This is a genomic window from Paenibacillus sp. PK1-4R (assembly GCF_030369595.1).
In the GTDB taxonomy this organism is placed as follows: Bacteria; Bacillota; Bacilli; order Paenibacillales; family Paenibacillaceae; genus Paenibacillus.
The window spans coordinates 5,251,884-5,278,470 of the sequence record NZ_CP126535.1 but is presented as its reverse complement, the minus strand read 5'-3'; the positions used below and the strand labels follow the sequence as shown (position 1 = coordinate 5,278,470).

General features: G+C 45.3%; 25 protein-coding genes. 21 read left to right on the top strand and 4 right to left on the bottom strand.

All coding sequences use genetic code 11. The features are described 5' to 3' along the window. Positions 1-3 precede the first annotated feature (3 nt). From QNO02_RS22900 to QNO02_RS22865, 8 genes are all read left to right on the top strand, one after another. A complete protein-coding gene (locus QNO02_RS22900) occupies positions 4-282 on the top strand; it encodes a hypothetical protein (RefSeq protein WP_289390121.1) in 279 nt (92 codons plus the stop codon). 209 nt (positions 283-491) lie between these two features. After that, positions 492-1,028, top strand: coding sequence for a GNAT family N-acetyltransferase (locus tag QNO02_RS22895; RefSeq protein WP_289390120.1), 537 nt, complete (start codon positions 492-494; stop codon positions 1,026-1,028). Between the two features lie 29 nt (positions 1,029-1,057). Continuing rightward, positions 1,058-1,537, top strand: coding sequence for a DinB family protein (locus QNO02_RS22890; RefSeq protein ID WP_289390119.1), 480 nt, complete (start codon positions 1,058-1,060; stop codon positions 1,535-1,537). 36 nt (positions 1,538-1,573) lie between these two features. After that, positions 1,574-2,446, top strand: a complete 873-nt coding sequence (locus tag QNO02_RS22885) for an aminoglycoside phosphotransferase family protein (RefSeq protein ID WP_289390118.1) — start codon at positions 1,574-1,576, stop codon at positions 2,444-2,446. A gap of 133 nt (positions 2,447-2,579) precedes the next feature. Continuing rightward, positions 2,580-2,927, top strand: coding sequence for a hypothetical protein (locus tag QNO02_RS22880; RefSeq protein ID WP_083657139.1), 348 nt, complete (start codon positions 2,580-2,582; stop codon positions 2,925-2,927). Positions 2,928-3,156: 229 nt separating this feature from the next. Continuing rightward, positions 3,157-4,158, top strand: a complete 1,002-nt coding sequence (locus QNO02_RS22875; RefSeq protein WP_289390116.1) for an endo-1,4-beta-xylanase — start codon at positions 3,157-3,159, stop codon at positions 4,156-4,158. Between the two features lie 199 nt (positions 4,159-4,357). Next, a complete protein-coding gene (locus QNO02_RS22870) occupies positions 4,358-4,528 on the top strand; it encodes a hypothetical protein (protein ID WP_289390115.1) in 171 nt (56 codons plus the stop codon). 164 nt (positions 4,529-4,692) lie between these two features. Beyond that, on the top strand, positions 4,693-5,511 hold the full coding sequence (locus QNO02_RS22865; protein WP_289390113.1) for a purine-nucleoside phosphorylase: 819 nt from the start codon (positions 4,693-4,695) through the stop codon (positions 5,509-5,511). A 118-nt stretch (positions 5,512-5,629) separates the two neighbouring features. On the opposite strand, the gene QNO02_RS22860 is transcribed toward QNO02_RS22865, so the two are convergent. Further along, complete coding sequence (locus tag QNO02_RS22860; protein ID WP_124115715.1) at positions 5,630-6,706, bottom strand: LacI family DNA-binding transcriptional regulator; 1,077 nt, start codon at positions 6,704-6,706, stop codon at positions 5,630-5,632. A 540-nt stretch (positions 6,707-7,246) separates the two neighbouring features. Here QNO02_RS22860 and QNO02_RS22855 point away from each other — a divergent pair. The 9 genes from QNO02_RS22855 to QNO02_RS22815 all read left to right on the top strand — a co-directional run bounded on the left by QNO02_RS22855 (position 7,247) and on the right by QNO02_RS22815 (position 17,590). After that, positions 7,247-8,107, top strand: a complete 861-nt coding sequence (locus tag QNO02_RS22855) for an ABC transporter permease (protein WP_223200008.1) — start codon at positions 7,247-7,249, stop codon at positions 8,105-8,107. A gap of 16 nt (positions 8,108-8,123) precedes the next feature. Continuing rightward, positions 8,124-9,005 carry a carbohydrate ABC transporter permease gene (locus QNO02_RS22850; protein ID WP_091027870.1) on the top strand — a complete coding sequence of 294 codons (882 nt, stop codon included), beginning with the start codon at positions 8,124-8,126 and terminating at the stop codon, positions 9,003-9,005. A 55-nt stretch (positions 9,006-9,060) separates the two neighbouring features. Further along, positions 9,061-10,668: an ABC transporter substrate-binding protein gene (locus QNO02_RS22845; protein ID WP_017686933.1), complete on the top strand. Its 1,608-nt coding sequence runs from the start codon at positions 9,061-9,063 to the stop codon at positions 10,666-10,668. Between the two features lie 25 nt (positions 10,669-10,693). Next, on the top strand, positions 10,694-12,166 hold the full coding sequence (locus tag QNO02_RS22840) for a glycoside hydrolase family 32 protein (RefSeq protein WP_289390112.1): 1,473 nt from the start codon (positions 10,694-10,696) through the stop codon (positions 12,164-12,166). A gap of 28 nt (positions 12,167-12,194) precedes the next feature. After that, the gene (locus tag QNO02_RS22835) at positions 12,195-13,097 is read left to right on the top strand and encodes an ROK family protein (protein WP_289390111.1); all 903 of its coding nucleotides are present in this window, start codon (positions 12,195-12,197) and stop codon (positions 13,095-13,097) included. A 242-nt stretch (positions 13,098-13,339) separates the two neighbouring features. Continuing rightward, entirely contained in the window at positions 13,340-13,783 is a 444-nt protein-coding gene (locus tag QNO02_RS22830) for a GNAT family N-acetyltransferase (RefSeq protein WP_289390110.1), read from the top strand. A gap of 206 nt (positions 13,784-13,989) precedes the next feature. Further along, the gene (locus QNO02_RS22825; RefSeq protein WP_091034755.1) at positions 13,990-15,222 is read left to right on the top strand and encodes an MFS transporter; all 1,233 of its coding nucleotides are present in this window, start codon (positions 13,990-13,992) and stop codon (positions 15,220-15,222) included. 71 nt (positions 15,223-15,293) lie between these two features. Further along, on the top strand, positions 15,294-16,616 hold the full coding sequence (locus QNO02_RS22820) for an LLM class flavin-dependent oxidoreductase (protein ID WP_289390108.1): 1,323 nt from the start codon (positions 15,294-15,296) through the stop codon (positions 16,614-16,616). A gap of 146 nt (positions 16,617-16,762) precedes the next feature. Further along, positions 16,763-17,590: a sugar phosphate isomerase/epimerase family protein gene (locus QNO02_RS22815; RefSeq protein WP_289390107.1), complete on the top strand. Its 828-nt coding sequence runs from the start codon at positions 16,763-16,765 to the stop codon at positions 17,588-17,590. 68 nt (positions 17,591-17,658) lie between these two features. Here the strand turns inward: QNO02_RS22815 and QNO02_RS22810 are convergent, their stop codons facing one another. Next, a complete protein-coding gene (locus QNO02_RS22810) occupies positions 17,659-18,537 on the bottom strand; it encodes an SDR family NAD(P)-dependent oxidoreductase (protein ID WP_289390106.1) in 879 nt (292 codons plus the stop codon). Positions 18,538-18,673: 136 nt separating this feature from the next. On the opposite strand from QNO02_RS22810, the gene QNO02_RS22805 reads away from it, so the two are divergent. Further along, entirely contained in the window at positions 18,674-19,135 is a 462-nt protein-coding gene (locus QNO02_RS22805) for a MarR family winged helix-turn-helix transcriptional regulator (RefSeq protein WP_289390105.1), read from the top strand. Positions 19,136-19,265: 130 nt separating this feature from the next. Here QNO02_RS22805 and QNO02_RS22800 read toward each other — a convergent pair whose 3' ends face one another. After that, positions 19,266-19,610 carry a hypothetical protein gene (locus QNO02_RS22800; protein ID WP_091027891.1) on the bottom strand — a complete coding sequence of 115 codons (345 nt, stop codon included), beginning with the start codon at positions 19,608-19,610 and terminating at the stop codon, positions 19,266-19,268. A 13-nt stretch (positions 19,611-19,623) separates the two neighbouring features. Continuing rightward, positions 19,624-20,583: an MORN repeat-containing protein gene (locus tag QNO02_RS22795; RefSeq protein WP_289390102.1), complete on the bottom strand. Its 960-nt coding sequence runs from the start codon at positions 20,581-20,583 to the stop codon at positions 19,624-19,626. A 607-nt stretch (positions 20,584-21,190) separates the two neighbouring features. Here QNO02_RS22795 and QNO02_RS22790 point away from each other — a divergent pair. The 3 genes from QNO02_RS22790 to QNO02_RS22780 all read left to right on the top strand — a co-directional run bounded on the left by QNO02_RS22790 (position 21,191) and on the right by QNO02_RS22780 (position 26,466). Next, the gene (locus QNO02_RS22790) at positions 21,191-24,730 is read left to right on the top strand and encodes an S-layer homology domain-containing protein (RefSeq protein ID WP_289390101.1); all 3,540 of its coding nucleotides are present in this window, start codon (positions 21,191-21,193) and stop codon (positions 24,728-24,730) included. Between the two features lie 217 nt (positions 24,731-24,947). Beyond that, complete coding sequence (locus QNO02_RS22785; protein WP_249911964.1) at positions 24,948-25,895, top strand: helix-turn-helix transcriptional regulator; 948 nt, start codon at positions 24,948-24,950, stop codon at positions 25,893-25,895. A 67-nt stretch (positions 25,896-25,962) separates the two neighbouring features. After that, the gene (locus QNO02_RS22780; protein ID WP_289390100.1) at positions 25,963-26,466 is read left to right on the top strand and encodes an EVE domain-containing protein; all 504 of its coding nucleotides are present in this window, start codon (positions 25,963-25,965) and stop codon (positions 26,464-26,466) included. Positions 26,467-26,587 lie beyond the last annotated feature (121 nt).

Below are 26,587 nucleotides of genomic sequence, written 5' to 3'. Positions count from 1 at the left end.
GTATTGAAGATTAACAAAAGAATAATGAATCTATCAGCCTGGCTTGCTGTATTAGCCATCCTATGTATTCCTGGAACTTTACATACTGAAGATGGACCGCTCCGAACAGAGTATGGTTTCCCGCTCCGATTCTTTACGGATTATCATTATGCTAATTCTGAGGGAACAATCTGGTTTATATCTGGCATCTATTTAAATGTACTTCTATATTTGTTCAATGTCCTGTTTATTTATGCAGGTATTCATGTAATCTTATATATAAAAAAGAAATTAACTAAATAAATTTGAACTGAATAGTTGCACGAAACGGAGAGGACAGAAAGGACCTGAAGAAGCGGAGCGTTCGCCTTTATCCCCGGAGTTTCCCATTATAAAATGAATCAAAAAACTCTGGGGATAACAGCGATCGGAAGGTTGTTCTGTCATCGTAGTGGCCAGTGTAAATATTCAATAGTTTAACTTATATAGAATATAAAGATGGAGTGATTACGATGAAACAACTTCCAGTAGAATGGAAGTCAGACAGGCTCATTATTTCGGACGTGAAGGAGTCCGATATTCCTGAACTCGAGTCCATATATGAGACCAGTCGGTACTTACATCAATGGGATGGACAAGAGCATGATCGGAACTATGTGAAAGAATGTTTTGAAGAAGGCCACCTTCCGCCGGGAGGCAGGCTGGAGAATTATCGAATTCAATCCATTCGCACGAATGAGGATGACCGCTATATTGGTTTGTTAAGTGTATACCATGGGTATCCCTCCGAGGATTCGATCTATCTCGAATTTCTATATATCCAGAGCGAGATCCAGAAGCAGGGATATGGACAAGAATTAATTCAGGCACTGACTCTTCACTTTTCTGAGCTTGGTTACAAGGAAATTCGAATTAACGTGGCGCTCAAAAATTGGCCTGCATTACGCTTCTGGATTAAATCCGGATTCAATCAGATTAGCGGAATTTATGGTGATCTTGAACATTCGGAGGATACCTTTGCCAATACAGAATTGATCAAATCTCTCTGAAAAACTAGCTAGTAAAGGGGAATATACCAATGGAAACATTCTTTCGTTATAACTGGATGGTGCGTGAGCAATGGTATGTGTGGTGTGAAGATGTACCGCTTGAAGAATTGCTTCGGCCTCGCACGGGCGGAGTAGGCAACATATTACAAACGTTATTTCATATCATTGATGTAGAGTGGAGCTGGCTTCAGTTGCTTCAGGGCAAACCGGATGATGCGGAAGATTTTGCAAACTACCAGAATCTTGAGGCGGTAAGGCAATTGGATCGCAAGTTACGTCCTGATGTGGAGGCATTTGTCACAGCCTGGGATTCGAGTATGGAAAAAAGAGCTTTTATCGATCATCGCTCAGCTGGCAAGGCCAATACAGATTCATGGGGAGAAGTTATGCGACATGTGATCGCCCATGAAATTCACCATATGGGACAGCTGTCGGTATGGGGCAGAGAATTGGGCAAGCAGCCAGTATCCGCCAATGTGATTGGCAAAGGCCTGATTATACCTGAATAACAGGGGAGTCGGTCATAACATGGAAGGAGGAGAACGATGACGATTCAACTTAGCCAGATGAGTTGGATAGAACTGGATGAGCGTGTTCAGCAGATGATTGAACAGCAGTATCAGATCACTCCCTTGTCACCTGGACTGGAAGCGAGTGTGATGAGAATCGAAATGGGTGATCAGCGGTACGTATTGAAAGTCTGGGACAAGGATTCCAAACCGGATATCGCCAAACAATATCGATTATTGTCCAAGCTTTATCAAAGTGGAATTCGTGTTTCCAAACCCTACGGTTGGGGATTAGACGAGCAAGAGAATCAAGTGCTGTTAACGAGCTATGATGGGAAGCCGGTTACCCAATTAACACAAACCAAACTGACACATTTGGCTGAGCGATTAATGGAGGTCCATCGTTATTCGGTGAATGAAGTGGGGACTGGAGAAGATGAAGAATACATATTCAGGTACGATTTTGTTCAATACTTTTTTCCTCAAATTGAATTACATGACGATATAAATGATCTTCTGGCAAACTTGATCCAGCAGGTCCAGATCAGACAGGACCGCTTGATTCATGGCGATTATAATCTGGGTAACATTCTTGAGATGGACGACCATTACACCATCATCGATTGGACTAATGGGCAGTATGGTGATCCAAGGTACGATATGGCATGGTCTGTGTTTCTGATCACCATCTATAATGGGGAAAGTTACGGCGAGATGTATCACGCTCAATTTGCACGTTCTGCAAGTTATACGTACACGCTGGAAGAGGAGCAGGTTTTTGGAGCAATAGCTTGCCTGCGCTGGATTCTGTTAAGGCGCGTTGGGGATGTACCCATGGGGCCAGATGTAATGGAAAGGGTTCACAGCATGGTTTTCCATAATCCATATTTGAATGAACACCTGCTGTAATCATAATACGGGGATACACAATGACGTCAGTATACGATTAAGTAATAGAAAGACCACTTTTTAAATAAAATAAACAGCCAGTCCTAAACTAGCGATCCTCGCATACCTATGATAGTAGAGGAGCGTGATCGATATGGAGCAGAAAGTGCAAACTTACTTTGACCTGAAGCAGCAGCAAAAAGATATTGAGCAGCAGTTGTCTGTACTACGAGATGAGATTGTTGCGTATTGTGCAGAACAAGGGGTGTATGAGACGCAGGTTGGTGGTTACACCGTGAAAACAGTGCTTCAGAACCGGAAGGAATACGATGATCAGAAGCTGTATGCTTCTCTTCCAGACCCGGACATCTGGCGATTGTTGTCCAAGGTAGACAGCCATAAGCTGAAAAGCCTGATTAAGCTAAACATTCTGTCCGAGGAGCAAATTAACCCGGCATGCACAGTGAAACAGGTGACCTTGTTACAGGTAGACAAGCTGTAACGCTTCATACCCTCTTTGTACATGAGTTGAATTTAAATGAACATCACGATCACAAAACACCTTCCGAGAAATGTTCTGTTGCGATGAGCAGTGGAACAAACGTTTGTTGTCCGAACTGGGCCCAGGATCATAAATAGTTAAATATGAGGGGGAAGAAGTATAATTTGTTCATTGTAAGCGTATTCAACAAACGATATGATGGATAAAAAATGGCAGGGAGGAATTGTAAATGCCAACCGAAATTCCATCACTACATGCTGCGTATGCTAATACGTTCAAAATAGGTGCTGCTGTACATACCAGAATGTTGCAGTCCGAAGGGGATTTCATCGCCAAACACTTCAATAGCATCACGGCTGAAAATCAGATGAAATTTGAAGAAATTCACCCGGAAGAGAATCGTTATACTTTTGAGGCGGCGGATAAAATTGTTGATTTTGCTGTTGCCCAAGGGATTGGGGTTCGCGGACATACTTTGGTGTGGCATAATCAGACATCGAAATGGGTCTTTGAGGATACCTCAGGTACTCCCGCTTCCAGAGAGCTGCTATTATCCCGCTTGAAGCAACATATCGATACGGTAGTAGGTCGGTATAAGGGGCAAATATATGCATGGGATGTCGTCAATGAAGCTATTGAAGATAAGACCGACCTGTTCATGCGGGACACGAAGTGGTTAGAACTGGTGGGGGAAGATTATTTGCTGCAAGCGTTCAGTATGGCTCATGAAGCTGATCCAAATGCGCTTCTTTTCTATAATGACTACAATGAGACGGATCCGGTCAAACGGGAGAAGATCTACAATCTGATTCGGTCTTTGCTGGACAAGGGAGCGCCTGTACACGGGATTGGGTTGCAGGGGCATTGGAATATTCATGGTCCTTCGATTGAGGAGATCCGAATGGCTATTGAGCGTTATGCTTCACTGGATGTTCAGTTGCATGTTACCGAGCTGGATATGTCCGTGTTTCGTTATGAGGATCGTCGAACGGACCTCATCGCGCCAACTTCGGAGATGGCTGAGCTACAGGAGCGTCGATATGAAGAAATCTTCAATTTGTTCCGTGAGTATAAATCGTCCATTACCTCTGTGACGTTCTGGGGAGTAGCGGACAATTATACCTGGCTGGACCATTTCCCGGTTCGTGGGCGCAAAAATTGGCCCTTTGTTTTTGATCAGCAGTTGCAGCCTAAGGAATCATTTTGGCGTATCATTAACCCTATGTCCTGAACATCAGGGAAGTGGAGAGAATCGGTCACGATGTGGCCGATTTTTTGCTTTACTCAATATAGATTATACAGTACGGCTATCTCGTGCATGATTAGAGACGTTGATTTGTGTGGATCATAAAAATATGGTTTTAAATGGAAGTATGTGATAGGGTAGAATAAATGGTGAACCAAATTCTTTCCTGAAATGAGATGAGAAGATGGATTACATCCGAAACTATTTAATTACTTTCGCCGGAAATTTTACATTTAGTTATTATATTTTTGAAGAAGGTACTTTTGCCAAACCGCTGATGTTTGCTACATTCATGCTGTTGCTGATCATGACAATCGATTACATGAAAAGTAGAAACAAATATACATTGGATTAGGGGATGTCCATGTTTTTAAACGATTCTGGAGCATAGGGTCGTTTTTTATTGTATATAGAACAGCTTCCATTTACATCAAGACCATTGTTCATTACACTTGATGAGTAGCACCTCATTACCTCAGTTTTTGTTAACTCAATTCAGATCATCAGGAGGATATCATTATGCATCAATCCGCACATATTCAGGAAGCAAGAGATTACATATTAAACCGAATCCATACCAAACCAGCCGTAGGCATGATTCTGGGTTCGGGACTGGGGGCGCTCGCGGACGAGATTGAAAATGCGACCGTTATCCCGTATACAGATATTCCGTATTTCGCCCAATCGGAGGCTATCGGTCATGCCAATGAATTGGTTATTGGTGAACTGATGGGCAAAACGGTTGTAGCGATGAAAGGCCGCCTTCATTATTATGAAGGTTTTACATTGGACGAAGTGACTTTCCCCGTTCGGATCATGAAAGCACTGGGTGTCGAGCAATTGCTTATCACCAATGCCTGCGGAGCCATAAACACAAGCTTTGAGCCGGGTCAACTGATGCTCATTACAGATCATATTAACCTGGTAGCCAATAATCCGTTGATGGGGCCGAATAACGCCGAACTGGGGGTTCGTTTCCCAGACGTATCACAGGTATACAACCGCGAACTGCGCAGTATTGCCCTTAAGGTTGCAGAAGAGCAGAATGTTGGCTTGCAGCAAGGTGTCTATGCATGGTGGAGTGGCCCGGCATATGAGACACCAGCGGAGATTCGCATGATTCGTACGATGGGTGCGGATGCAGTGGGGATGTCCACGGTACCTGAAGCCATTGTTGCCATTCATGGCGGTATGAAGGTACTAGGCATTTCCTGTCTGACCAACATGGCCTGTGGTATTCTGGATCAGCCATTAAGTCATGATGAAGTTATTGAAGTGGCTGCGCAAGTGAAAACAACCTTTATTGGTTTGGTAAAAGGCATCTTGAAAGAGATCTAATCGCGAGATGATTTCTATCTAGGCCGCGATGGATAGGATAGAGCTTTCATCCAACCAAATCGAAACCACAAAAAACCGTATGCTTCACGAGTTGTTACTCGTGAGACATACGGTTATTTTATTTTGCAGAACTATGAACCATCTGAGAATGATCGGCCATGATTGCTGGTGTGGACTCCCTGATGATGGGTTTGGTCACAATGTGTGAGACCTGATACGGCTGTGTTGGGCTATTAATCCGGGATAACAGCATCTCCGCAGTCTTAATGCCCATCTCATTGCTATAAATATGAACCGTTGTTAATGCAGGCTCAATAATTCGAGATTGGGGTGCATTATCGAATCCGCATATCGCAATATCCTGTGGAACAGCGACATTTCTATCTTTTAACGCCCTGATCAGATCAACTGCTATAAAGTCATTAGCGCATACGTAAGCGGAAGGTAGGGATGCCAGCTCTGCCACTCGCTGGTTCAACCACCCTGGCTTGGAGAAACACAGGCGATCATTATCTAGGATGCAATGGGACAGGTCGACTTGCAACCCCGCTTCCAGCATAGCACGGTGATATCCAACCCATCGTTCATTAAAGCTCTTGCAGTGATTGTAATCTCCGACGAATCCAATACTTGTGTAGCCGCTCTCAATTAATTTTGTGGTTAACTGATAGATGCTATGTTCATTCTCCATGAGTAGCAAATCTGCTTGGAATTCGGGATAACATATGTTGGAAGCGCAATCGATAAAGATGGTGGGAATGCCCAGATCGGTAATCAGCTTTGTATATTCCAGATCAAATAATTCAATGCAAATAATGCCGTCTACTTTGGCTATATCAAAATTGTTGGGAAGTGTAAGTGTATCTTGATCGTCTTCACGCACGATATGGATCGAGAGATTGTATCCCTCCGCACTGATTCTTTTCTCCAAACCGCTGATTAACAATGAACCAAAGTGAGATGTATTAGGCAGGTTTTCAGTTAACAGGGCGATATTGCCCGGAGGCTTGGTTAGAACATGCTCATTGTCCATATAGGCAAACTGTTTATATTTAAGTTCAATTGCTTTTTTAATTACACGATTTCGGGTCTCATCCGGGATGTTTCCGCTATCATTTAATGCTTTGGAAGCCGTATTCCTGGAGATCCCCAAAGCATCAGCGATGTCTTGTATCGTGACTTTTTCCTTTGCCATCTAATGCTTCACCTCTAATCATCAATAGTCATCCATATTCTTCTCTAAGTCAAATGTATAATAGAACGGGACAAATAGCAATCTCTGTTTTACAAATGCACAATTGTGTTTACATTTAGATGAGCGAATTCTATTTTCATAATTGTTCCAGAAGTTTCGTTAATTAGTGTAACAATGATGATCTATTACAGTAATAGTATAGAAACATCTATGCTGGTATTAACGATTCAGTGCTATATATATGCAAATTTAATCCTCTTTAGTTACATTGATGCAAAGATAAAATGATCAAATGCACAAATGTTTTTTTACAAAACGTATTGACTAAATCCGTTGAAACCTGATAAATTGTAAATTATTAAATAGGCAATTGTAAATATTGAAAGCCCTTACTGAAAACAATTGTCAACTTTTAGAATGAACGGGGGTATCGTGTTGGATAACATAGCTGACAGCAAAAAGGGCGAGGGAAGGGTACTGAAAGTGAGGACGACAAGCAGTCATAGGTTGCAGCAGCTCAAAAAAAATTACTTTTTATATATGTTGCTTGCACCAGCCTTAATTTTGACTCTTATCTTCAAGTACATTCCGATGTACGGAGCCATCATTGCGTTTAAGGATTTCAGTCCGATCAAAGGTATCATGGGTAGTGATTGGGTAGGACTGAAGCATTTCGAGAAATTTATAGCTTCACCCAATTTCGATATCATTTTAATGAATACGCTTAAACTCAGCTTTTTGGGATTGATATTCAGTTTCCCGGTGCCCATTTTACTGGCACTCATGCTGAATCAGGTACGCAAAGCTGGCATCAAAAAAAATATTCAATTGTTTCTGTACGCACCCAATTTCATCTCGGTTGTTGTGGTTGTGGGTATGCTGTTCATCTTCCTCTCACCGACAGGGCCAATTAATCAATTAGCCACATGGATTACAGGTCAGCCGATCATGTTCATGTCTGAACCGGAATATTTCCGCTGGATCTACATTTTGTCCGATATCTGGACCGGAGCCGGCTGGGCTTCCATCATATACGTTGCGGCTTTGGCCAATGTTGATCCGGAGCTTCATAATGCGGCTAATCTGGATGGAGCCAATCTCCTTCAGCGTATTCGCCACATTGACCTTCCAACGATTCGTCCGATTATGGCCATCGTCTTTATCCTTGCAGCTGGCGGGATTATGTCCATTGGATTTGAGAAGGCCTATCTGATGCAGACGTCCATGAACCTGCCGTCCTCCGAGATTATTGCCACATATGTCTACAAGGTGGGGTTACAGTCTGGAGATTACGCTTATTCTGCGGCAGTTGGATTGTTCAACTCGGTGATCAATGTGATTTTGCTGGTGACGGTGAATCTGATTGTGAAGAAATTGAATGAAGGCGAAGGCCTCTATTAGGAAAGGAGTATTATCCATGGTTGTTAAACACACGGGAATGGATCGATTGATCCTCACACTCAATGCCATCTTTCTCACTTGTGCTGTACTGGTTGTGGTTGTTCCCCTGATTTATATTGTTATCGCCTCATTCATGGACCCCACGGTGCTACTGAATCGTGGACTGTCCTTTAATGTATCGGACTGGAGTCTGGACGGTTATCAGATGATTTTGTCCAATCCAGCCATGATTCGGGGGTTTGCAAATGCGGTACTGTACTCGGTTTCCTTTGCGCTGATCACCGTGACCGTATCCATATTTGCAGGTTATGCATTGTCGGATGATAGGCTCGCGGGACGTGGATTTTTCATGATTATCTTTATCATTACAATGTTCTTCGGCGGGGGATTGATCCCTACCTATCTACTCATACGTAATCTCGGCATGCTCGATACGGTGTGGGCAATCATCATCCCTGGAGCCGTTAACGTCTGGAACATCATTCTCTCCAGAACCTTTTTCAAAGGAGTCCCTCGAGAACTGAAAGAAGCTGCAAACGTGGATGGCGCCTCTGAGATGAAGATTTTCTTCCAGATCGTCATTCCGTTGTCGAAACCGATCATTTTTGTACTCGCCCTCTATGCGTTCGTTGGGCAATGGAATTCCTATTTTGATGCAATGATCTATCTGGATAATCCGAAACTGCATCCGTTACAGCTCGTTCTGCGTTCCATTTTGATTCAGAATCAGGCTGCACCTGGCATGATCAGTGATCAGCTTGCGATGGCAGAACTGAAACGGCTCTCCGAGATGATTAAATACTCAGCGATTGTCATTTCGAGTCTGCCACTCATCATCATGTACCCGTTCTTCCAGAAGTATTTCGAAAAAGGTGTCATGGTCGGTTCCCTCAAATAGTGAACAGCCTGCGATACAGTAAGTTGATCCAATCCAACTCATGGAGGTCATTATTATGAAAAAAGTGAACAAGTCCAGAAAAGCCGTTACAACGGCATCCATTTCCATGTTATCTGCAATGCTCTTTCTAACCGCCTGTGGCGGGGGTGGAGGCGGCGCGGCTAGTGAGGCGCAATCACCTGATGGCAAGGTGACATTGAATTTTATAACACAGAGCTCTCCGCTGGCTCCCGCTGATCCGAACGACAAGCTGATTAACAAGCGACTCGAAGAGAAAACCAATGTGCATATCAACTGGAAGAACTATACGAGTGATGTGTTTGCAGAAAAAAGAAATCTGGCGGTGGCCAGCGGTGATTTGCCGGATGCCATTTTTGATGCAGGTTACGGGGATTATGATCTCCTGAAACTGGCGAAGGACGGGGCGATCATTCCACTTGAGGACATGATTGAACAACACATGCCCAATCTGAAAAAGGTGCTGGAGGAAGCTCCCGAATACAAGAGCATGATCACGGCTCCAGACGGACATATCTATTCATTCCCATGGATTGAAGAACTCGGAAGTGGCAAACAACGGATTCAGGCAGTGGATAACTTGCCCTGGATTAATGTGGAATGGCTGAACAAGCTTGGACTGAAGATGCCGACGACAACCGAAGAACTGAAAGAAGTATTGATCGCGTTCAAAACCCAAGATCCTAACGGCAACGGTAAGGCAGACGAAATTCCGTTATCTTTCATTAACAAACCGGGCGGAGAAGATCTAACATTCCTCTTTGCGGCATTTGGACTCGGAGAGAACTGGGATCATACCGTGGTAACCAATGATGGGAAAGTGGTCTTCACGGCAGCTGATGAAGGCTACAAGGAAGCGGTTAAATACATTCATGAGCTGGTTCAGGAAGGTCTCGTCGATGTTGAGTCGTATCAGCAGGATTGGAACACGTATCTTGCGAAAGGCAAGGACAACAAGTACGGCATGTACTTCACTTGGGATAAGGCTAACATTACAGGCATGAATGATACGTATGATGTTCTGCCTCCGGTTGCTGGACCTAACGGCGAAGTTAATGTCACAAGAACAAACGGGATTGGGCTTGATCGTGGTCGCATGGTCATCACCAGCAGCAATAAAAACCTGGAATCCACAGCGAAGTGGGTAGACCAATTGTACGATCCGCTCCAATCCGTACAGAACAACTGGGGTACCTATGGAGATGAGAGTCAGCAAAATATTTTTGAATTTGATGAAGCCAAAGGGATGCTGAAGCATCTTCCGCTGGAAGGATCTGCACCTGTGGAACTTAGACAAAAAACCAGTATCGCAGGACCATTGGCCATTCTCGACAGTTATTATGACAAATACACAACCAAACCGGAAGATGCGGCTTGGCGGATGGAACTTCTCGACAAGGTTATGGTTCCGCATATGAAAGCGGAGAACGTATATCCAAGTGTGTTCTTCTCCATTGATGAACTGGATCGATTGTCCACGATTGAGACCGATCTCTTCGCCTACGTGTTACGTCTGCGTACAGAATGGTATCAGAACGGGAAAATAGATCAGGAATGGGATGCTTACTTGAAAGAGTTGGATCGCCTTGGATTGCAAGAATGGCTACAGATTAAACAAGCGGGATATGACCGTAATAACAAATAAAGAAAAGTACGGAGGAGAAACCATAATGTCGACAATTCTTAAACAAGATTACAGAAATGAATACCATTTTTCACCGAAAGAGAAGTGGATGAACGACCCAAACGGCATGGTGTTTTTCAATGGGGAGTATCACTTGTTCTACCAGTATCATCCGTTTGGTACTACATGGGGACCGATGCATTGGGGTCACGCGGTAACCCGAGATCTCGTCACTTGGGATGAACTTCCTGTAGCTCTGGCACCGGATGAACATGGCATGATTTTCTCCGGCAGTGCGGTGGTGGACTGGAACAATACTTCCGGATTTTTCGAAGATGAGCCGGGGTTGGTAGCCATTTTTACACATCATCTGGAAGTACCAAATGAGCATCCTGTTCAGCGTCAGAGTCTGGCGTATAGCAAAGACAACGGCAGAACCTGGGCTAAATACGAGGGTAATCCGGTATTAAAGCATGAGTCCTTTGTAGATTTCCGTGATCCCAAGGTGTTCTGGCATGAGCAGACCAAGGAATGGGTTATGATTATCGCTTGTGGTCAAACGGTATGTCTGTACCGATCTCCCAATCTGAAGGATTGGACGCTAGGAAGTGAATTTGGCGCCGGGATTGGTTCACACGATGGCGTGTGGGAATGCCCGGACCTGTTCCCGCTTGCAGTGGATGGAGATTCAGAGCAGGTGAAGTGGGTGATGCTCGTTAGCATCGGTGCAGATCCTGCTTTTAAAGAAGGATCCAGAACACAATATTTTACCGGAGATTTTGATGGAAGTACATTTGTCCCAGATGAGGCATCCCATACGGTTCGCTGGATTGATCATGGCCGGGATAACTACGCGGGAGTTAGTTGGTCAGACATTCCGGCTGAAGACGGCAGACGCCTGTTTATGGGGTGGATGAGCAACTGGATGTATGCCAACCAGACGCCAACCAATGATTATCGTGGAGCAATGACCATTGCACGGGAGCTGTCACTGGAGACAAGAGCCGGAGAAGTAATACTGATTCAACGTCCTGCGCGTGAGCTTAAGCAAGCCCGTACGCCATTATTGTCCCTACAGGATGCTTCGATTCAGCAAGTGAGTGAGCAGTTGAACGCTTTGCAAATAGTGAACTATGAGATCCATGCAGAGTGGACTCCAAATCAGTCGTTCCATTTTGCCTTAAGAAGCGGAGCTGACAACGAAACACTCGTTGGCGTAGACGCCAACCGAGGGGAAGTGTATATCGATCGTAGTGGATCGGGTATCGGCGATTTTCATGAACATTTCCTGAGCCGTCATACAGCTGAGTTAAAGGCACCGAGTGCGAATCAAAGTTTGCGTATCTTTGTAGATCATTCATCTGTGGAGGTATTTGCAAATGATGGTCAGGCGGTTATTACGGATCTTATCTATCCGGATGTGGATTCCAAGGGCATCTCTGCTCATGCCGAAAATACTGATCTGGTCTTCTCTTCACTTCATATCTATGAGATATCACCAACCAAGGCTAAAGGTTAATTGTAATGAAGGAAAGGAGTCCAGAACGATGCGTATTGGAGCCATAGAAGCGGGCGGAACAAAGTTTGTATGTGGTGTAGGTAATGAGCATGGACAGATAGAAGATCGGATCAGCTTTCCAACAGAACATCCGGAGACCACTCTTGCCAAGGTGATCGACTATTTCAGGGATAAAGATGTGGAAGCAATGGGGGTTGGCTCCTTTGGTCCGATTGATCTGCAACCGGATAGTCCCACCTATGGTTATATTACGACCACACCTAAGCCTGGGTGGGGAAACTGTAATGTGATTGGAACCTTGAAGCATGAATTTCCGGTTCCTTTTGGATGGGATACGGATGTGAATGCTGCCGCGCTCGGTGAAGTGACGTGGGGAGCGGCGCAAGGGCTGGACAACTGTGTATATTACACGATTGGTACAGGCGTTGGTGTTGGACTTGTGGCAGGGGGCCAACGAGTCCATGGATTGTTACATCCCGAGGGTGGACATATTCGCACAAGACGCCATCCAGACGATCACTTTGCCGGATTATGCCCGTATCATGGCGATTGTCTGGAGGGTATGGCTGCAGGACCAGCCATTGAAGCCCGTTGGCAGATCCCTGGCAGTGAACTGCCGGCAGATCATCCGGCGTGGGAGATCGAATCCTTTTACATTGCGGAGTCGATTACAACGGCCATCTTGCTTCATTCGCCGCAGAAGATCATCTTGGGCGGTGGTGTGATGCAGCAAGATCATCTGTTTCCTATGATCCGGGAACAGGTAGTGCGGAATCTTAATGGTTATGTGAATGCAGCCCCAATCACGCAACATATCGACCAATATATTGTGCAGCCCGGATTGGGCCAGCATGCAGGCTTGTGTGGTGCGCTCGCATTGGGTCTGGAAGCATTGCAGCAGCATGCAGCACAAGCTTCACATGTTTCATAGTTTTCTAAAATAATCTACATCCCAGAAGGGATGGCTGCGGGTTCGCTTATTTGTATAAGCAAGACTGCACCGTCCTTTTTGGGCTTTTTTATTTTTTGAGGAGTTCAATAGGTTTGAAAAAAAAGTGCGTTCTAAAATCCGATGTTGCTCAAGTGAGCTGCCAAAGGTATGATTTTTAGTGTTCTATAGTGCGATAAGATATTCAAAAATTAACGTGTCTCCACTGGAAAGGAATTCAACCAATGAACCCAATAACAATACGTCAAGCTGTACAGGCAGACCAAGAGCAACTGGCCGATTTGCGAGCCTTGGTACTATACGATGATCTAACCAGGCTGGGAAGGTACGATGATGTGAAGGTACGTGAACGTTTCCGCAATACATTCGACCCTGCGCAGACAAAGATTATTGAACTTGAAGGATCAATGGTGGGTTGTGTAGCATTGAAGCCCAAGTCTGAGGCATATCTATTGGAACATTTCTACATACATCCCGATTATCAGGGCCAGAGAATAGGAACTCAGGTATTGAACATGTTGCTGGAACAGGATGAAGTTCAGGGGAAACAGATTATTTTAAATGTTTTGCAGGGAAGCCCTGCTCGGCGATTGTATGAACGATTTGGATTTATATTGGACAGTGAAGATGAGGTCGATGTGTTTATGTCGGTCCAATTGCCGGAATAGTATGATTACCATACGTATTGAAAATTAACTTCATATTTGCGTTCTGACTGCGTAGTGGTCAGTGTAACGGTTACGTAATAGACCCATTCATTTAATTCTTGAATGGGTCTATTGAACTTTTCTATTATACTTTCCGATGACGTTACCCTAATATGGATAATAACCTACTTTTTATATAGGAATTATATAGTATGGAGAATGCCAAGATGCCACAATGGAAACGAAATCTGTATATTCTGTGGTTCGGCCTGTTTTTCAATCATATGGCGTACTCACTATCCGTTCCGTTCTTTCCTATATTCCTGCAAAATGATCTCGGTATCCAGAGTGGCTTGGAAGCTTGGTCGGGTATCTCCATCTCCATCAGCTTTCTGATCAGCGGATTATGCGCACCCTTCTGGGGATCACTGGCTGATAAATATGGCAGTAAACTGATGCTCGTCCGTTCAGGAGTTGGGCTAGGCATTGCACATCTGGCTAATTTCTTTGTTTACGATCCATATACGTTTATCGCAGTGAGGGTCTTTCAGGGACTCATGGCTGGTTTTCATCCCGCCTCGATTACACTGATCGGCACCAATACTCCGGAGAAACAGGTGGGTTATGCACTTGGCGTGATCTCTACGGCCAGCGCTGCGGGCGGAATTCTTGGTCCTCTTGCCGGTGGTGTATTGAGTCACTGGATCGGACTGCGGGGATGTTTCATTGCATCCGCTGTAATTACATTACTCGCGGCTCTGATGGTCCTCGGTGTTAAGGAGTCACGACAAACTCGTACGATCGTTCCAACGAAGATCATAGGGGATTTGAAAAGAGCGGCTTCCACGCCGGGTTTGATGCGAATCTACGGTTTGATTCTCTTAGTCTCGACCTCCGTGCTCATCATCGAACCGGTGCTGACGCTCTATGTGGTCCAGATTGGCGGAGATATTGGCAGTGCAACACTCAGTGCAGGAATTGTCTTCTCGGCGATTGGTGTGGCAACCGTCATTATGGGGCCGCGATGGGGGAAGATTGGTGGAAGGATCGGATACGAGAAAACCCTGTTTATCGGTCTGATTGGCGGCGGAATTGGCAGTCTGCTGCAAATGACAGCAACGAATCTGATTTATTTTGGCAGCCTGCGATTTGTTTATGGTTTGTTCTTTGCCGCAGTATATCCCGCGCTTAATGCGCTGATCATCAAATATGCTGATCACGATTTTCGTGGGAGGGCTGTCAGTCTGAGTCAGACGGCGAGTCAGTTCGGTATTGTGCTTGGACCGTTAATCGGTGGTTTTCTCGGTGGATGGATCGGCATTCCGTTTATTTTTCTATTTACAGGGATTGTATTGCTTGGAGCGGCTTGGGCAGTCCGGGTAAGTGATGTGAAACAGGCGGATAAACCGGGATTAGGCATGGCAACAGCAGAAGTTAGCGGAAACAGCATAAAGAAATGATGAAACGACTCTCAGAGATAAAAGGATACTCGAACTGAATGGTCATCACCACAACATAGGGAGGAATATATATGTCGCAACGACAATTGAAGTTGGGAGCCAATCTGAACGGAGTGGGTAACAGCATTTCCTTTTGGCGTCACCCGGATATTCCAATTAACGCGAGCGTTAGTCTGGAATTCTACAAGAAGCAGGTGCGTATCGCGGAAAAAGGGAAATTTGATCTGCTCTTTATTGCAGATGGCCTCTTCATTAACGAGAAGTCCAATCCTCATTTTCTCAATCGCTTTGAACCTCTCACGCTTCTGTCCGCACTCGCCGGGTCAACTTCTCACATCGGGCTGGTTGCTACATTGTCTACTTCCTATAGTGAACCCTTCACGGTTGCGCGGCAATTTGCCTCGTTGGATCAATTAAGCGGTGGGAGAGCCGGATGGAATGTGGTCACTTCACCTCTGGAAGGATCGGCACTTAATTTTGGCAAAGGCGAACATCCGAACCATGCGCTGCGCTACGAGATTGCGGAAGAACATCTGAATGTGGTCAAAGGACTTTGGGATTCCTGGGAGGACGATGCCTTTATCGGAGACAAGGAACAGGGCGTATTTTTCGATCCTGCCAAGTTACATACGCTGAATCACAAAGGAGCACACTTCTCGGTACAGGGTCCGCTTAATGTAGGGCGTTCGAAGCAGGGTCACCCGGTGATTTTTCAGGCGGGCTCATCTGAATCTGGTAAAGATCTGGCCGCCCGATCGGCAGATGCCGTCTACACAGGACATGAGACGCTCGAGGAAGCAAGGGAGTTCTACCGGGATGTGAAGGCAAGAGCGGTGGCTTATGGACGCAAGGCAGAAGATATCCTGATCTTCCCGGGCATCGGTCCCATTGTAGGTAGAACAGCGGAAGAAGCGGAGCAGAAGTATCAGGAAATTGCCGAACTGGTGAGTGTTGATCAGGCGTTGAACTATCTGGGGCGGTACTTCGATCATTACGACTTCTCCCAATTCCCGCTGGACGAACCTTTTCCCGAGATTGGGGAGATCGGCAGCAACAGCTTCCGCAGTACAACAGATAAGATTAAGCAGCAGGCACGGGAAGAGGGGCTGACCCTGCGCCAAGTCGCGTTGCTGGCATCAACTCCACGTACATCGTTCATTGGTACACCGGATCAGATCGCAGATCAGATTCAGGAATGGTTTGAAGGCGAAGCGGCAGACGGATTCAATGTTCGTACCGTGGTGCCCAATGGATTGGAAGATTTCGTGGAGCTAGTTGTCCCGGTTCTGCAAGAACGAGGGCTGTTCCGCACGGAGTATGAACATGAGACGCTAAGGGAGAATCTGGGTCTTGAGATTCCGCGTAACCGGTATACGTTAGAGAGCGTGAGATAGAGAAGTTAGAGCGGTAATGACGTTAATATAACGTTGTTGCGGCTCTTTTTTAATGGTTTCTTTTTTGGAGAGTGCTGCTATTATAAAATGATAAAGAAAATGATACACAAGTTGCAATTCCAGACGAGTCACAGGAGGAGATTGGGATGATTAGAGGGTTAACGAATGCGGGACTGGGCAACATCGAGTCTGATGAACAATATATCACAGAGGCGGCCAGGCACGGATTCGGATCTGTAGATTTGAATCCGCTCTCATTGATTGAAACGTATGGCAAAGAACAGGCACAACATCTGCTGGAAAGCAATCAGGTGATTATCGGTTCATCGGGGCTGACGGTAGAGTGGCGGACGACAGATGAGCAATTCCGTGAGGGCTTGCAATCGTTGGTCGCTATGGCAGAAGCTTCTGCTTCGCTGGACTGTTACAGCTGTTGCACGTATATTTTACCCTCAACGGATCAACCGGCAGCGCAATTTATGGCAGCGGCTACGAAACGCTTGAGACTCTGCGCAGATATCTTGGATGCTTACGGGATTAAGTTAGGGCTGGAGTTTGTTGGCTGCCATCACTTGCGGACGCAATGGAAGAACCCGTTTATCTGGCGTGTGGAAGATACGCTGGACTGGATCGAGACGATCCATGCGTCTAACGTAGGTTTGCTCGTAGATTCCTATCACTGGCATACGAATGGTTTACCGATGGAAGATCTGTTGAAGTTGAAGAAAGAGCAGATTGTTCATGTGCATATCAACGATGCTTATGATTTGCCGATCGAGGAATTACTGGATTATGAGCGTTTGTACCCCGGCGAAGGGGTCATTGATCTGGGCGGATTTCTGAGAAATCTGCAGGCGATTGGCTACAATGGTGTGGTGGCTCAGGAAGTACTGGCCCCGGCATCGAATCTTGGTTTAAGTGAGTTGTTCGCCAAGTCAAAAGCTGGATTCGATAAGGTGTTTGCGACAATATAAGCTACTGAAAAAAGGAGGACTGTTCCAGCCATGTTAAGGGCTATGGAACAGCCCTTTTCTGCTTTCTATTAATCCAACAAACCACGTTCTTTCAGTAATTGTGTCGTAACCACCCACAGTCTGTTTTGCATGGCCTCATCTCCGCCAGGATGTATAGGAACAATAGATGCTCCAGTTCCCACATTGAAATATCCTCCTGATACCTCGCCATACTTCGAATCCACAGCCAACCGAGTTATGATATCCGCACCCCGGCGCGGGTCGCCAATGTGCAAAAAGGTTAAAATGCGTTCAAGCACACTTGCAAACCATAGCTCTCGTCCAAGACCCGTAACATTAAAGCCAGGATTCAAGGCATTTACGCAAATTCCGGTTCCACGCCATTGTCTGGCTAGTTCACCAGTAAACATAATATTGAGCAGTTTGGTTTTGCCATAGATTGGAGAGGAACCGCGTGCAGTAAAAGGAGCGATATCCGTTAAGTCATCTGGCAATACCAGTGTGCCATGATTCCGCGAAGCTTCAGATGCAACATTGACGACTCGGGCATGGCCCGCCTGAAACAGGGAAGATTGCAATGTGTGCGTTAACAGCCAAGGTGCCAAATAATTCACGGCAATCATCTCGGCAAATCCTTCGGACGTGACTCTCTGTTCAAAAGCATGAAGTCCGGCATTGTTCAGAAGTACGTCTATACGTGGATAAGCGGCTGCAATCTCAAGCCCAACACGTTTTACATCACTCAGTAAGGACAAGTCTCCATAGAAAAATTCAATTTTGGCAGAAGGCATGATTTCCTTGATTTTGTACCTGGTAGCCTCGGCACGTTCCTTGCTTCGGGCTGTGAGTATAAGATGTGCCCCGCGTTTGGCGAGTTCCATGGCTGCAAGCTGCCCTAAACCGCTTGTTGCTCCGGTAATTACAATAATGGGATGTTTAGTTTTCATGAGAAGATCTCCTTTTGACACGAATAGATTCGGAATTATATAATGGACATAAATCAACTATAAATATTAATTGATATTTGTCAACTATATTTCGAGAAGTCTACTTTCATGTATCTGGGAGAGGGAGTTAACAATAATGAGTGAAAATCCAGTCAAAACCAAAGATAGAGCAACCCTGGAGCTAGCGCTGGGTGAGCAGATTCATGCACTGATCAGTGCTTCGCATGCGCTTAACGTTCGATCTGCCGAGCGTTTTGATGCGAATCTGCAACCTGCCGCTTTTCAACTGGTACGGTGGCTCTACTCCTATGGCCCAACAAGCGCCGCGGCTTTGGCAGAAGCGAATGCAATGGACCGCAGCTCGGTCAGCCGATTAATCAAACAACTCGAAAAGTCGGGATATGTTAGCAAAGAGCAAGACCCCAAGGATCGGCGCGGGGTGTTACTGTCTCTTACGGAACTTGGTCAACAATCGACGGTTGGTGCGCTCAAGGAGAAGGAGTCAGCTTTTTATGACCGTATATCCAGATGGGATGATAAGGAACTAGAACTTTTCACCGCCATGCTCAGGCAGTTTAATGGATTGGAAGAAAAGTGAGATGAACAATAGTGTGGATTGTATTTGATACCTGAACCATAGGACATGTCACCATTGAGCGAGGTAGACTACAAATTCATTGCAAAAGCGAACATCTGGTGATGTCCGCTCGTGAAGTTCCCAGATCATTTTATAGTTTCCAGGGAAGCTGCGGGATTTTATATCGGAAACCCTGATGGTTTCCTTTTCTCACATATATCCAAGGTGGTGGGACAGGGGTGCCTAGTGCTTTATACAAGACCGTTCCTTCATCGCTTGCGGAATATTCTTCGATACTACTTTGGATATCCTCCCAATGAACCTTACCTTGGTAAGACAGTGTCTGCCCTTGAACGATAACATGAGGTGCACCTGAAATGATTCTCTGCGTTATGTTGAGAACTCCAACCTTTCCTGAGGACAACATTATCAATTCGCTCATGAAAAGTATGATAATCAAAATGACTATGCTCACAATCCATCGCTTTTTGCTCATTTTGTGACCTCCACTACCTAGGGATCATTCCCTCATAGTTAATGTCTTTTAATGACATAATCTCGTCAGAGATGGTATTGATTTTGACTGAATAGGGCTTAATAGCTTGCAGGAATTCATTAATGGTTTTCTTGCGATCCTCATCAAAGACGGCAGATGTTATGTGATTCTCTTTTAATACGTTATCGTTCATTATGACTTGTTTAGAATAACTAACTGAATTACTATAATCGATTAGATGTGTAACCCCCGTGAATTTGCCATTAGTTAATGTACCTTTGGAGAATTCGGATGGTTTAATCCCAATATATTTTTCAGAAGAACCATGTTTCTTTTTATAATCGATAATCGTGTCAAAAAAGTCCTTATCCCCGGTTAACTTTTCGTTGAAATAATCATTTTTGAGAGCAATCGTAGTTGTGTGATCAGTATATCCTAGTGAGACAGTATCTGAAGAGTGAATTGCGTAATATCCTTGAGTCATCTTGCACTGATTGAATGTTCCATTGTTAATGGTGTTGATGTATCTGTCAAGTATAGGGTAAACCTTACCATCAGAAGTAAGATACTGTACTTCTAACCATTGCGTAATTTCTTTTCCTTTACCATGATATGTATCATTAATCCATGATCCGGTGTAGGTTTTTGTAGTGAATTCACCTGTTCCATGGCCCATATTAGATTCATTGTAATCCTCAAAGGGGACACCTCCACCTTCAACTAATGTATATGTATATTTGCCTTTTCCTTGCCGCTTACCACTCACCCAATCTCCAGAGTAAACTTCGGTTTCTCCCCATCTTGCGGTTCCTTTACCATGAGGTTTCCCGTTTAAAACTTCACCATAGTACGTCGCTCCATCTGACAATTTTAAGTTTACTTTCTTCGATGCTGCTTCAGTTGTAGAAGAGCTTGATAATAGTACAATGATAACGATGATTGTTAATCCAAAACTTTGATAGAATCTTTTCAAAATTGTGCAACTCCTTCAATAAATAATGATCTTTGCGTTATTAGCCATCTTCAACATTATCGGTTTATGTATCGTATTTTTCCAGTTTAAATATAAAGTGGAGATAGGTCGGATTTCACAAACAACTCGTCCCCAGTTTACAAAAGTAAAGATGTAAAGGCTGAAACAAAATCCCGCTCAACTCAAAGTACCTGCGGCTTCTGGGCATATCATGCCTGTGATTCGTGGGTGCTTTTTTCTATACTCAGCGTATACGTAACCCTGATCTTTTTACAAAACCTACTATGTTCTCGGTTTCATCATTTCTCCTACACGAGGTCTCCTCCTAATGATCCACAGCAGTGGTGGAACTTTCCTGAATCGTGAACAATCTCTGAATTTTGTATCACCTCCTATATGCTGCGTTTTTCCTAGATTCACTCCCTCAATATGGAGCAGTATAGAGTATAACTTCGTTAGGATAAGTTAGAAAAACCTTTAACGGGATATGAAAGAATGCAGGTATATGTAAAATTTTAAATACATGCTTCCAGGCCGTTGACCCTGCCCCAAAAGTCTCTTATATTTACTCCCGACACAACAACTCAGAACGGGTGGTGGGATGATTTTGTTCAAAAATAAAGGCAAGAAAGTGCTCGCTATGCTTACACTTATACCCTTGGCTACAGGGATGGTCATGGGAGCTTTCCCTGCTGCGATAACGTATGCAGATGCAGGAGATAACACACCAACCAACAGGTCGGCAACAGGTTCTTGGCAAACGGGAGATTTGCATGTACATACGTTTGAGTCCGATGATGCACAGGTTTCACTGGAGAACGTGCTCGATGCGGGTTTAACCAAATATGGGCTGGATTGGATCGCGCTTACGGATCATTTGCGGTTATCCAAGCGAGATCACAACGGGAACGACATTTCGGGTGGACCAATACCCATGTCCCAAGGAATGAATGAATATCAGGTACCACAGATCAAGGCACTTCAGGATGCAGGCAAATATGCAGGTAAAACGATCTTCTCCGGTTTCGAATGGGACATGCCGACACATGAACACGTTGGGGTGGGGATTCTTACGGATGAGCCGAACTCAACCGAAGCGCTGAACGCTGCCAAGGAATTCGAATACCGTTTCACGAATCGCGCAGCGAACTTGTTTAATGCGGATGACGTAGCCAAATGGGATCAGAACGGAGGGCGTGCCTACACAACTCATCAGGATGCCTTAAACGCCATCAATTGGCTCGCAACGAACTATCCAATGACAAGTTATGCGATGATCAACCATCCTTCACGCGGCAAAAACAAATATACCATCGCGGACTTCCGTGATTTCAACGATCTGGCTCCACAAGTGGTATTTGGTATCGAAGGCATGCTGGGTAACCAGATGGAACCGGATCGTGGAGGGTACAACACAAGCTACAATGTAGCTAATCCGACCGCTGATGATGGATACAAATACCGTACATACGGCGGTGTAGACTATATGGTCGCCAAGGTTGGCGGACTATGGGATGCATTGCTTGGAGAAGGACGTCACTTCTGGAACTATGGCAATTCAGATTACCACTTCAAGACGATTGGCACGAATTCCAGTGGTTATTTTCCTGGCGAATATGCCAAGACATATTCCTGGGTTGAGGGTACAGGCATGCAGGCTGTTCTGGATGGACTGCGTTCGGGAAAATCATTTTCCGTATTTGGTGACCTGATCAACGCACTGGATTTCACGGCTTCCGGAGCGGGTGCTCAAGTTGAGATGGGCGGAGACCTTAATGTGACCCAAGGCGATGAAGTTGAGCTGAAGATCCGCTTCAAGAGTCCAACGACGAGCAACAACTATGAAAATCCAATCAACAGCGGCACGTCTGCTGGACAAGTACCCGTGGTGGATCACGTCGATCTCATCGCTGGGGATGTGACAGCCAAGGCCCAGAAGGGCACAGCCGCATATACCAAAGACACCAACGACTCTACCAAAGTACTGGCTACCTTCACATCCAACGATTGGACGACAGATGCCGAAGGTTATAATGTCATCACGTACAAGATCAAAGCTACAGATCAGGACAAGTATTTCCGCCTGCGCGGTACGAATCTGGGCATGAACGTGACAGGTGAGACTGTAAATGGTGAACCACAGCTTGATCCGAAAAATACGACAGCTGATGCAACGACCCGTTTTAATCAAATTAACGATAGCAACTATCGCGATCTGTGGTTCTACTCCAACCCAATCTTCATGAGTGCCACACCTTACAGTGACGCACAGGCTGTAACCGATACGCTTCAAGCAATTGATCTGGGCGATCTGAACGCGGTCCATTCCGATCTTACCCTTCCTGTTGAGGGGAAGCATGGTGCAACCATTAGTTGGTCTAGCTCCAAGCCGGAACTAATGAATAACGAGGGCAAGCTGCTAATGCAACCGGACAATAATGAGCGACTGGAACTGACGGCAACCGTGCAACGTGGCACGGAATCTCAACCCAAAACGTTCACTGTCATTGTAGAAGGCACGAATAATCAGGCGCTGGTGTTAAAAAGCAACATGACAACCGCTGAGGGCCAGCCGTATCACACGGATACATGGACGAACCAGTCTGTAAGCGTTAGTGTAACCAGCGCAGTATACGCACCTGCTACTTCCGCGATTATCGAGTTTTCCCGTGATGGAGGGCAGACGTACGAACCATATACAGAGAATACACCTATGGAGGTAACGGAGCCGGGAGAGCATAACCTTTTATTCCGAGCAACAGATGATCTTGAACAAACGTATACTCTACCTCTGGTCATTAAAATAGACCGTGAGATTCCCGTCATCACCCTGCAAGGTAGCAGCCAGATGACGCTGAATGTGGGAGACACATATAACGAGCCTGGAGCACAGGCTTCTGATAATGTCGGCATCCGTGGTTCCGTGCAGGTGGATGGCACGGTGAACACACAAGCAGCAGGGATCTACACCCTTCGGTATAACGTGAAGGATATCGCTGGTAATGAAGCACAGGAAGTTATCCGTACCGTGACTGTACAAGCCCGCTCAGGCAATGGTGGCGGGGGTTCAGGTGGAGGTAATGGAGGCAACTCTGGTGGGAATTCTGGAGGAAGTACACCAAGTGTGCCAACAACGCCTACCATTCCAACCACACCAACCAACCCGGAAACGGGGTCAGATTCATCCACTGAAGTGAAGGTAGAGGTGGAAGCGAATCAGTCTGTCCAAACGGGTTTGAAAGACATCGTGCAATTCGATGTTCCATCGGGAGCCATTGGTTCCAAGGATACGTTGCAAGTGTCTGTGGTTGCCAAGGACAAGTTGCAGAATACAGCTTCCCTGAATGTACTTGGACAAGCTGTACAGATCAGCCGCAGTGGCGGAAGAACGTTGAATGATCAGGCGGCATTAAGCCTGAATGTGGATTCGGCTGCTCTGCCGAATGGCACCCAACCTGCAATCTACTATTATAATGAAGCTCGTCAGAACTGGGTATTTATCGGTGGCAAGATGAATGCAGCAGGAAGCATAACGGCTAATGTTAATCATCTGGGTACATTTGTTGTGTCCAGTTACACACCGGTGAATCTGTCTGACCTGAATGGACACTGGGCTTCTAACTATGCAGATCGTTTGTTGGGCATGAACGTGATTCAAGGTTACACAGATGGAACATTCCAACCATCCAAGAAGATCACACGGGCAGAGTTTGTTACGTTGCTCAGTAAGGCGCTGGCATTGAAGTCCGTGGAGTCCGATCTGACATTTGCAGATCAAGGCAGTCTGCCAGACTGGGCAAAAGGTGATATTGCCGCAGCCGTGCAAGCCGGAATCGTGAAAGGTTATGGTGATAATACATTTAAGCCCGATCGGACGATTACCCGTGCCGAGATGGCAGTCATGATGGCGAATGCGCTGAAAGTAAGTTCAGATGCACAAGCCGGAATGTCTGGCAATACATCCGTTAAACCAAGTTTCACCGATGCATCGCAGACGCCATCTTGGGCACAAGAAGCACTGGATACAGCCGTGCAGGCCAAGATTGTGAGCGGATATACGGACCATACGGTTCGTGCAGGAAGTGAAACGACCCGAGCGGAAGCTGCGACGATGATCTATAATTTGTTGCTCGCCATGTACGTGTAAGAAGTAACAAAGAGAATTAACCGTATTTACAACAGATATAATGTAGATAAAAAACTGATATCCTTTTGGGGTATCAGTTTTTTTGAGATTAAGAGTTGCTCATCTCTTCGGGGGTGGCATGTAAGACGTTCCATAGCTTTAATTCACGAAACGAAAAGACACGTTACTGTGATAGAATGATTTAGGTTGGGATGATGAAACGGTGGGGGCTTAGAAAATGAACAAAACTGAGCGACAGCTTGCGATTACGCTTGAATTGCAGCGAAGAAAGATGTTAAGAGCAGAAGATTTAGCTGCTCAATTGGAGACGAGTGTACGTACGATATATCGAGATATTCAGGCATTAAGTGAGGCTGGTGTTCCGATCATGGGTGCTCCGGGTCAGGGGTATTCCCTCATGGAAGGATATTTTCTGCCCCCGGTAAGCTTCACCGCAGAAGAAGCCGTATCCCTGCTAATGGGAGCTGATTTTATCGAACAGAGAATGGATACAGAATACGCGATGGAGGCTAAGTCGGCTCAACGAAAAATTGAAGCGATCTTACCAGAATCCGTTCGTAATGAATCAACACGTGTTCGGGAAACGATGCGACTGCTTCATACGGTTGAACCTTTAACCCGAGCACGGGTGAAAACATACCTTAACCAGATACGTAATGCCATTCTGGATCAACGTAAAATCAGCTTTATGTATCTGAAAAAAATGCCAGGAACGGATGGAAATCGGTATAACATGCGTGAGGTTTCACCCTATGGCCTCTCACTGGTTCAGGAGAATTGGATGTTAATTGCACGTTGTGATATGCGACAAGACATCCGTCATTTTCGTTTGTCACGCATGACTGAACTTTCCGTGCTGGAGGATCAATTCCTTTTGCCGCCGGATTTTGATCTAAACAGTTATCGACCTCCTGACGACCGTAACGAACACATATTAATCAGGGCTAAACCTGAAATCGCTGACAAAGTTATGGAGGCCCTTCATTTTTATATGGATGCATTTGAGGAGCAAGAGGAAGGTGTCATTTTTCATTTTCGTGTCCGCTACCCGGAGGAAATCTTGCATTATTTACTTGGTTGGGGTGGAGATATCGAGGTCTTGGAGCCGGAGTCTTTACGCTTTCGAATGCAGGAAGTAGCCAAAAACATCTTAAAACACTACTGACATACACTTGTCAGTAGTGTTTTTTTATACTTTGATATATCACAGATCAAGAGGAGTGGGTTGAAGGATGAGAAGTACAACGGAAGCATTGAAATCATTAGAAATGGCAGACAGCAGATATTGGATTGGTGTTGTGTCTGCTTCTCATGTGAATGTAGCCGTAGAGGGAGGGTTTGCGCAGCTATGCCATGGCAAGTCAGCAATGTTGCGACAGATGTCCGCGGGTGATTGGATGATATACTACTCTCCACGTACAGACATATCAACTGGCAAGCCACTTCAGGCGTTTACCGCTATTGGTCAAATTAACGATGATAGGATATACCAATATCAGATGTCGGAATCCTTTGTACCCTTTCGCCGGGATCTCCGTTATCTTCCGTGTCGAGAAGTAAAGATCGCAACGTTGTTAGACCAACTCAGTTTTACACGCGGGAATCGCAATTGGGGTTTTCCATTTCGTAAAGGTCACTTTGAAATTGGGGCTGAAGACTTCAGGATGATAGCTTCCTCCATGTTGGAAAATGAGGCACAGTCACTACTGGATATTAGCTTAAGCCATAAATGTTAACCAAACCAAAAGGCCCATAGATTGTCTATGGACCTTTTTGCTTTATGGATAATCATAAAAAGCTCTGACGATCATTACGGATGTGTGAGACTTCAATGAGTAACCGTCGTGTACATGTTAT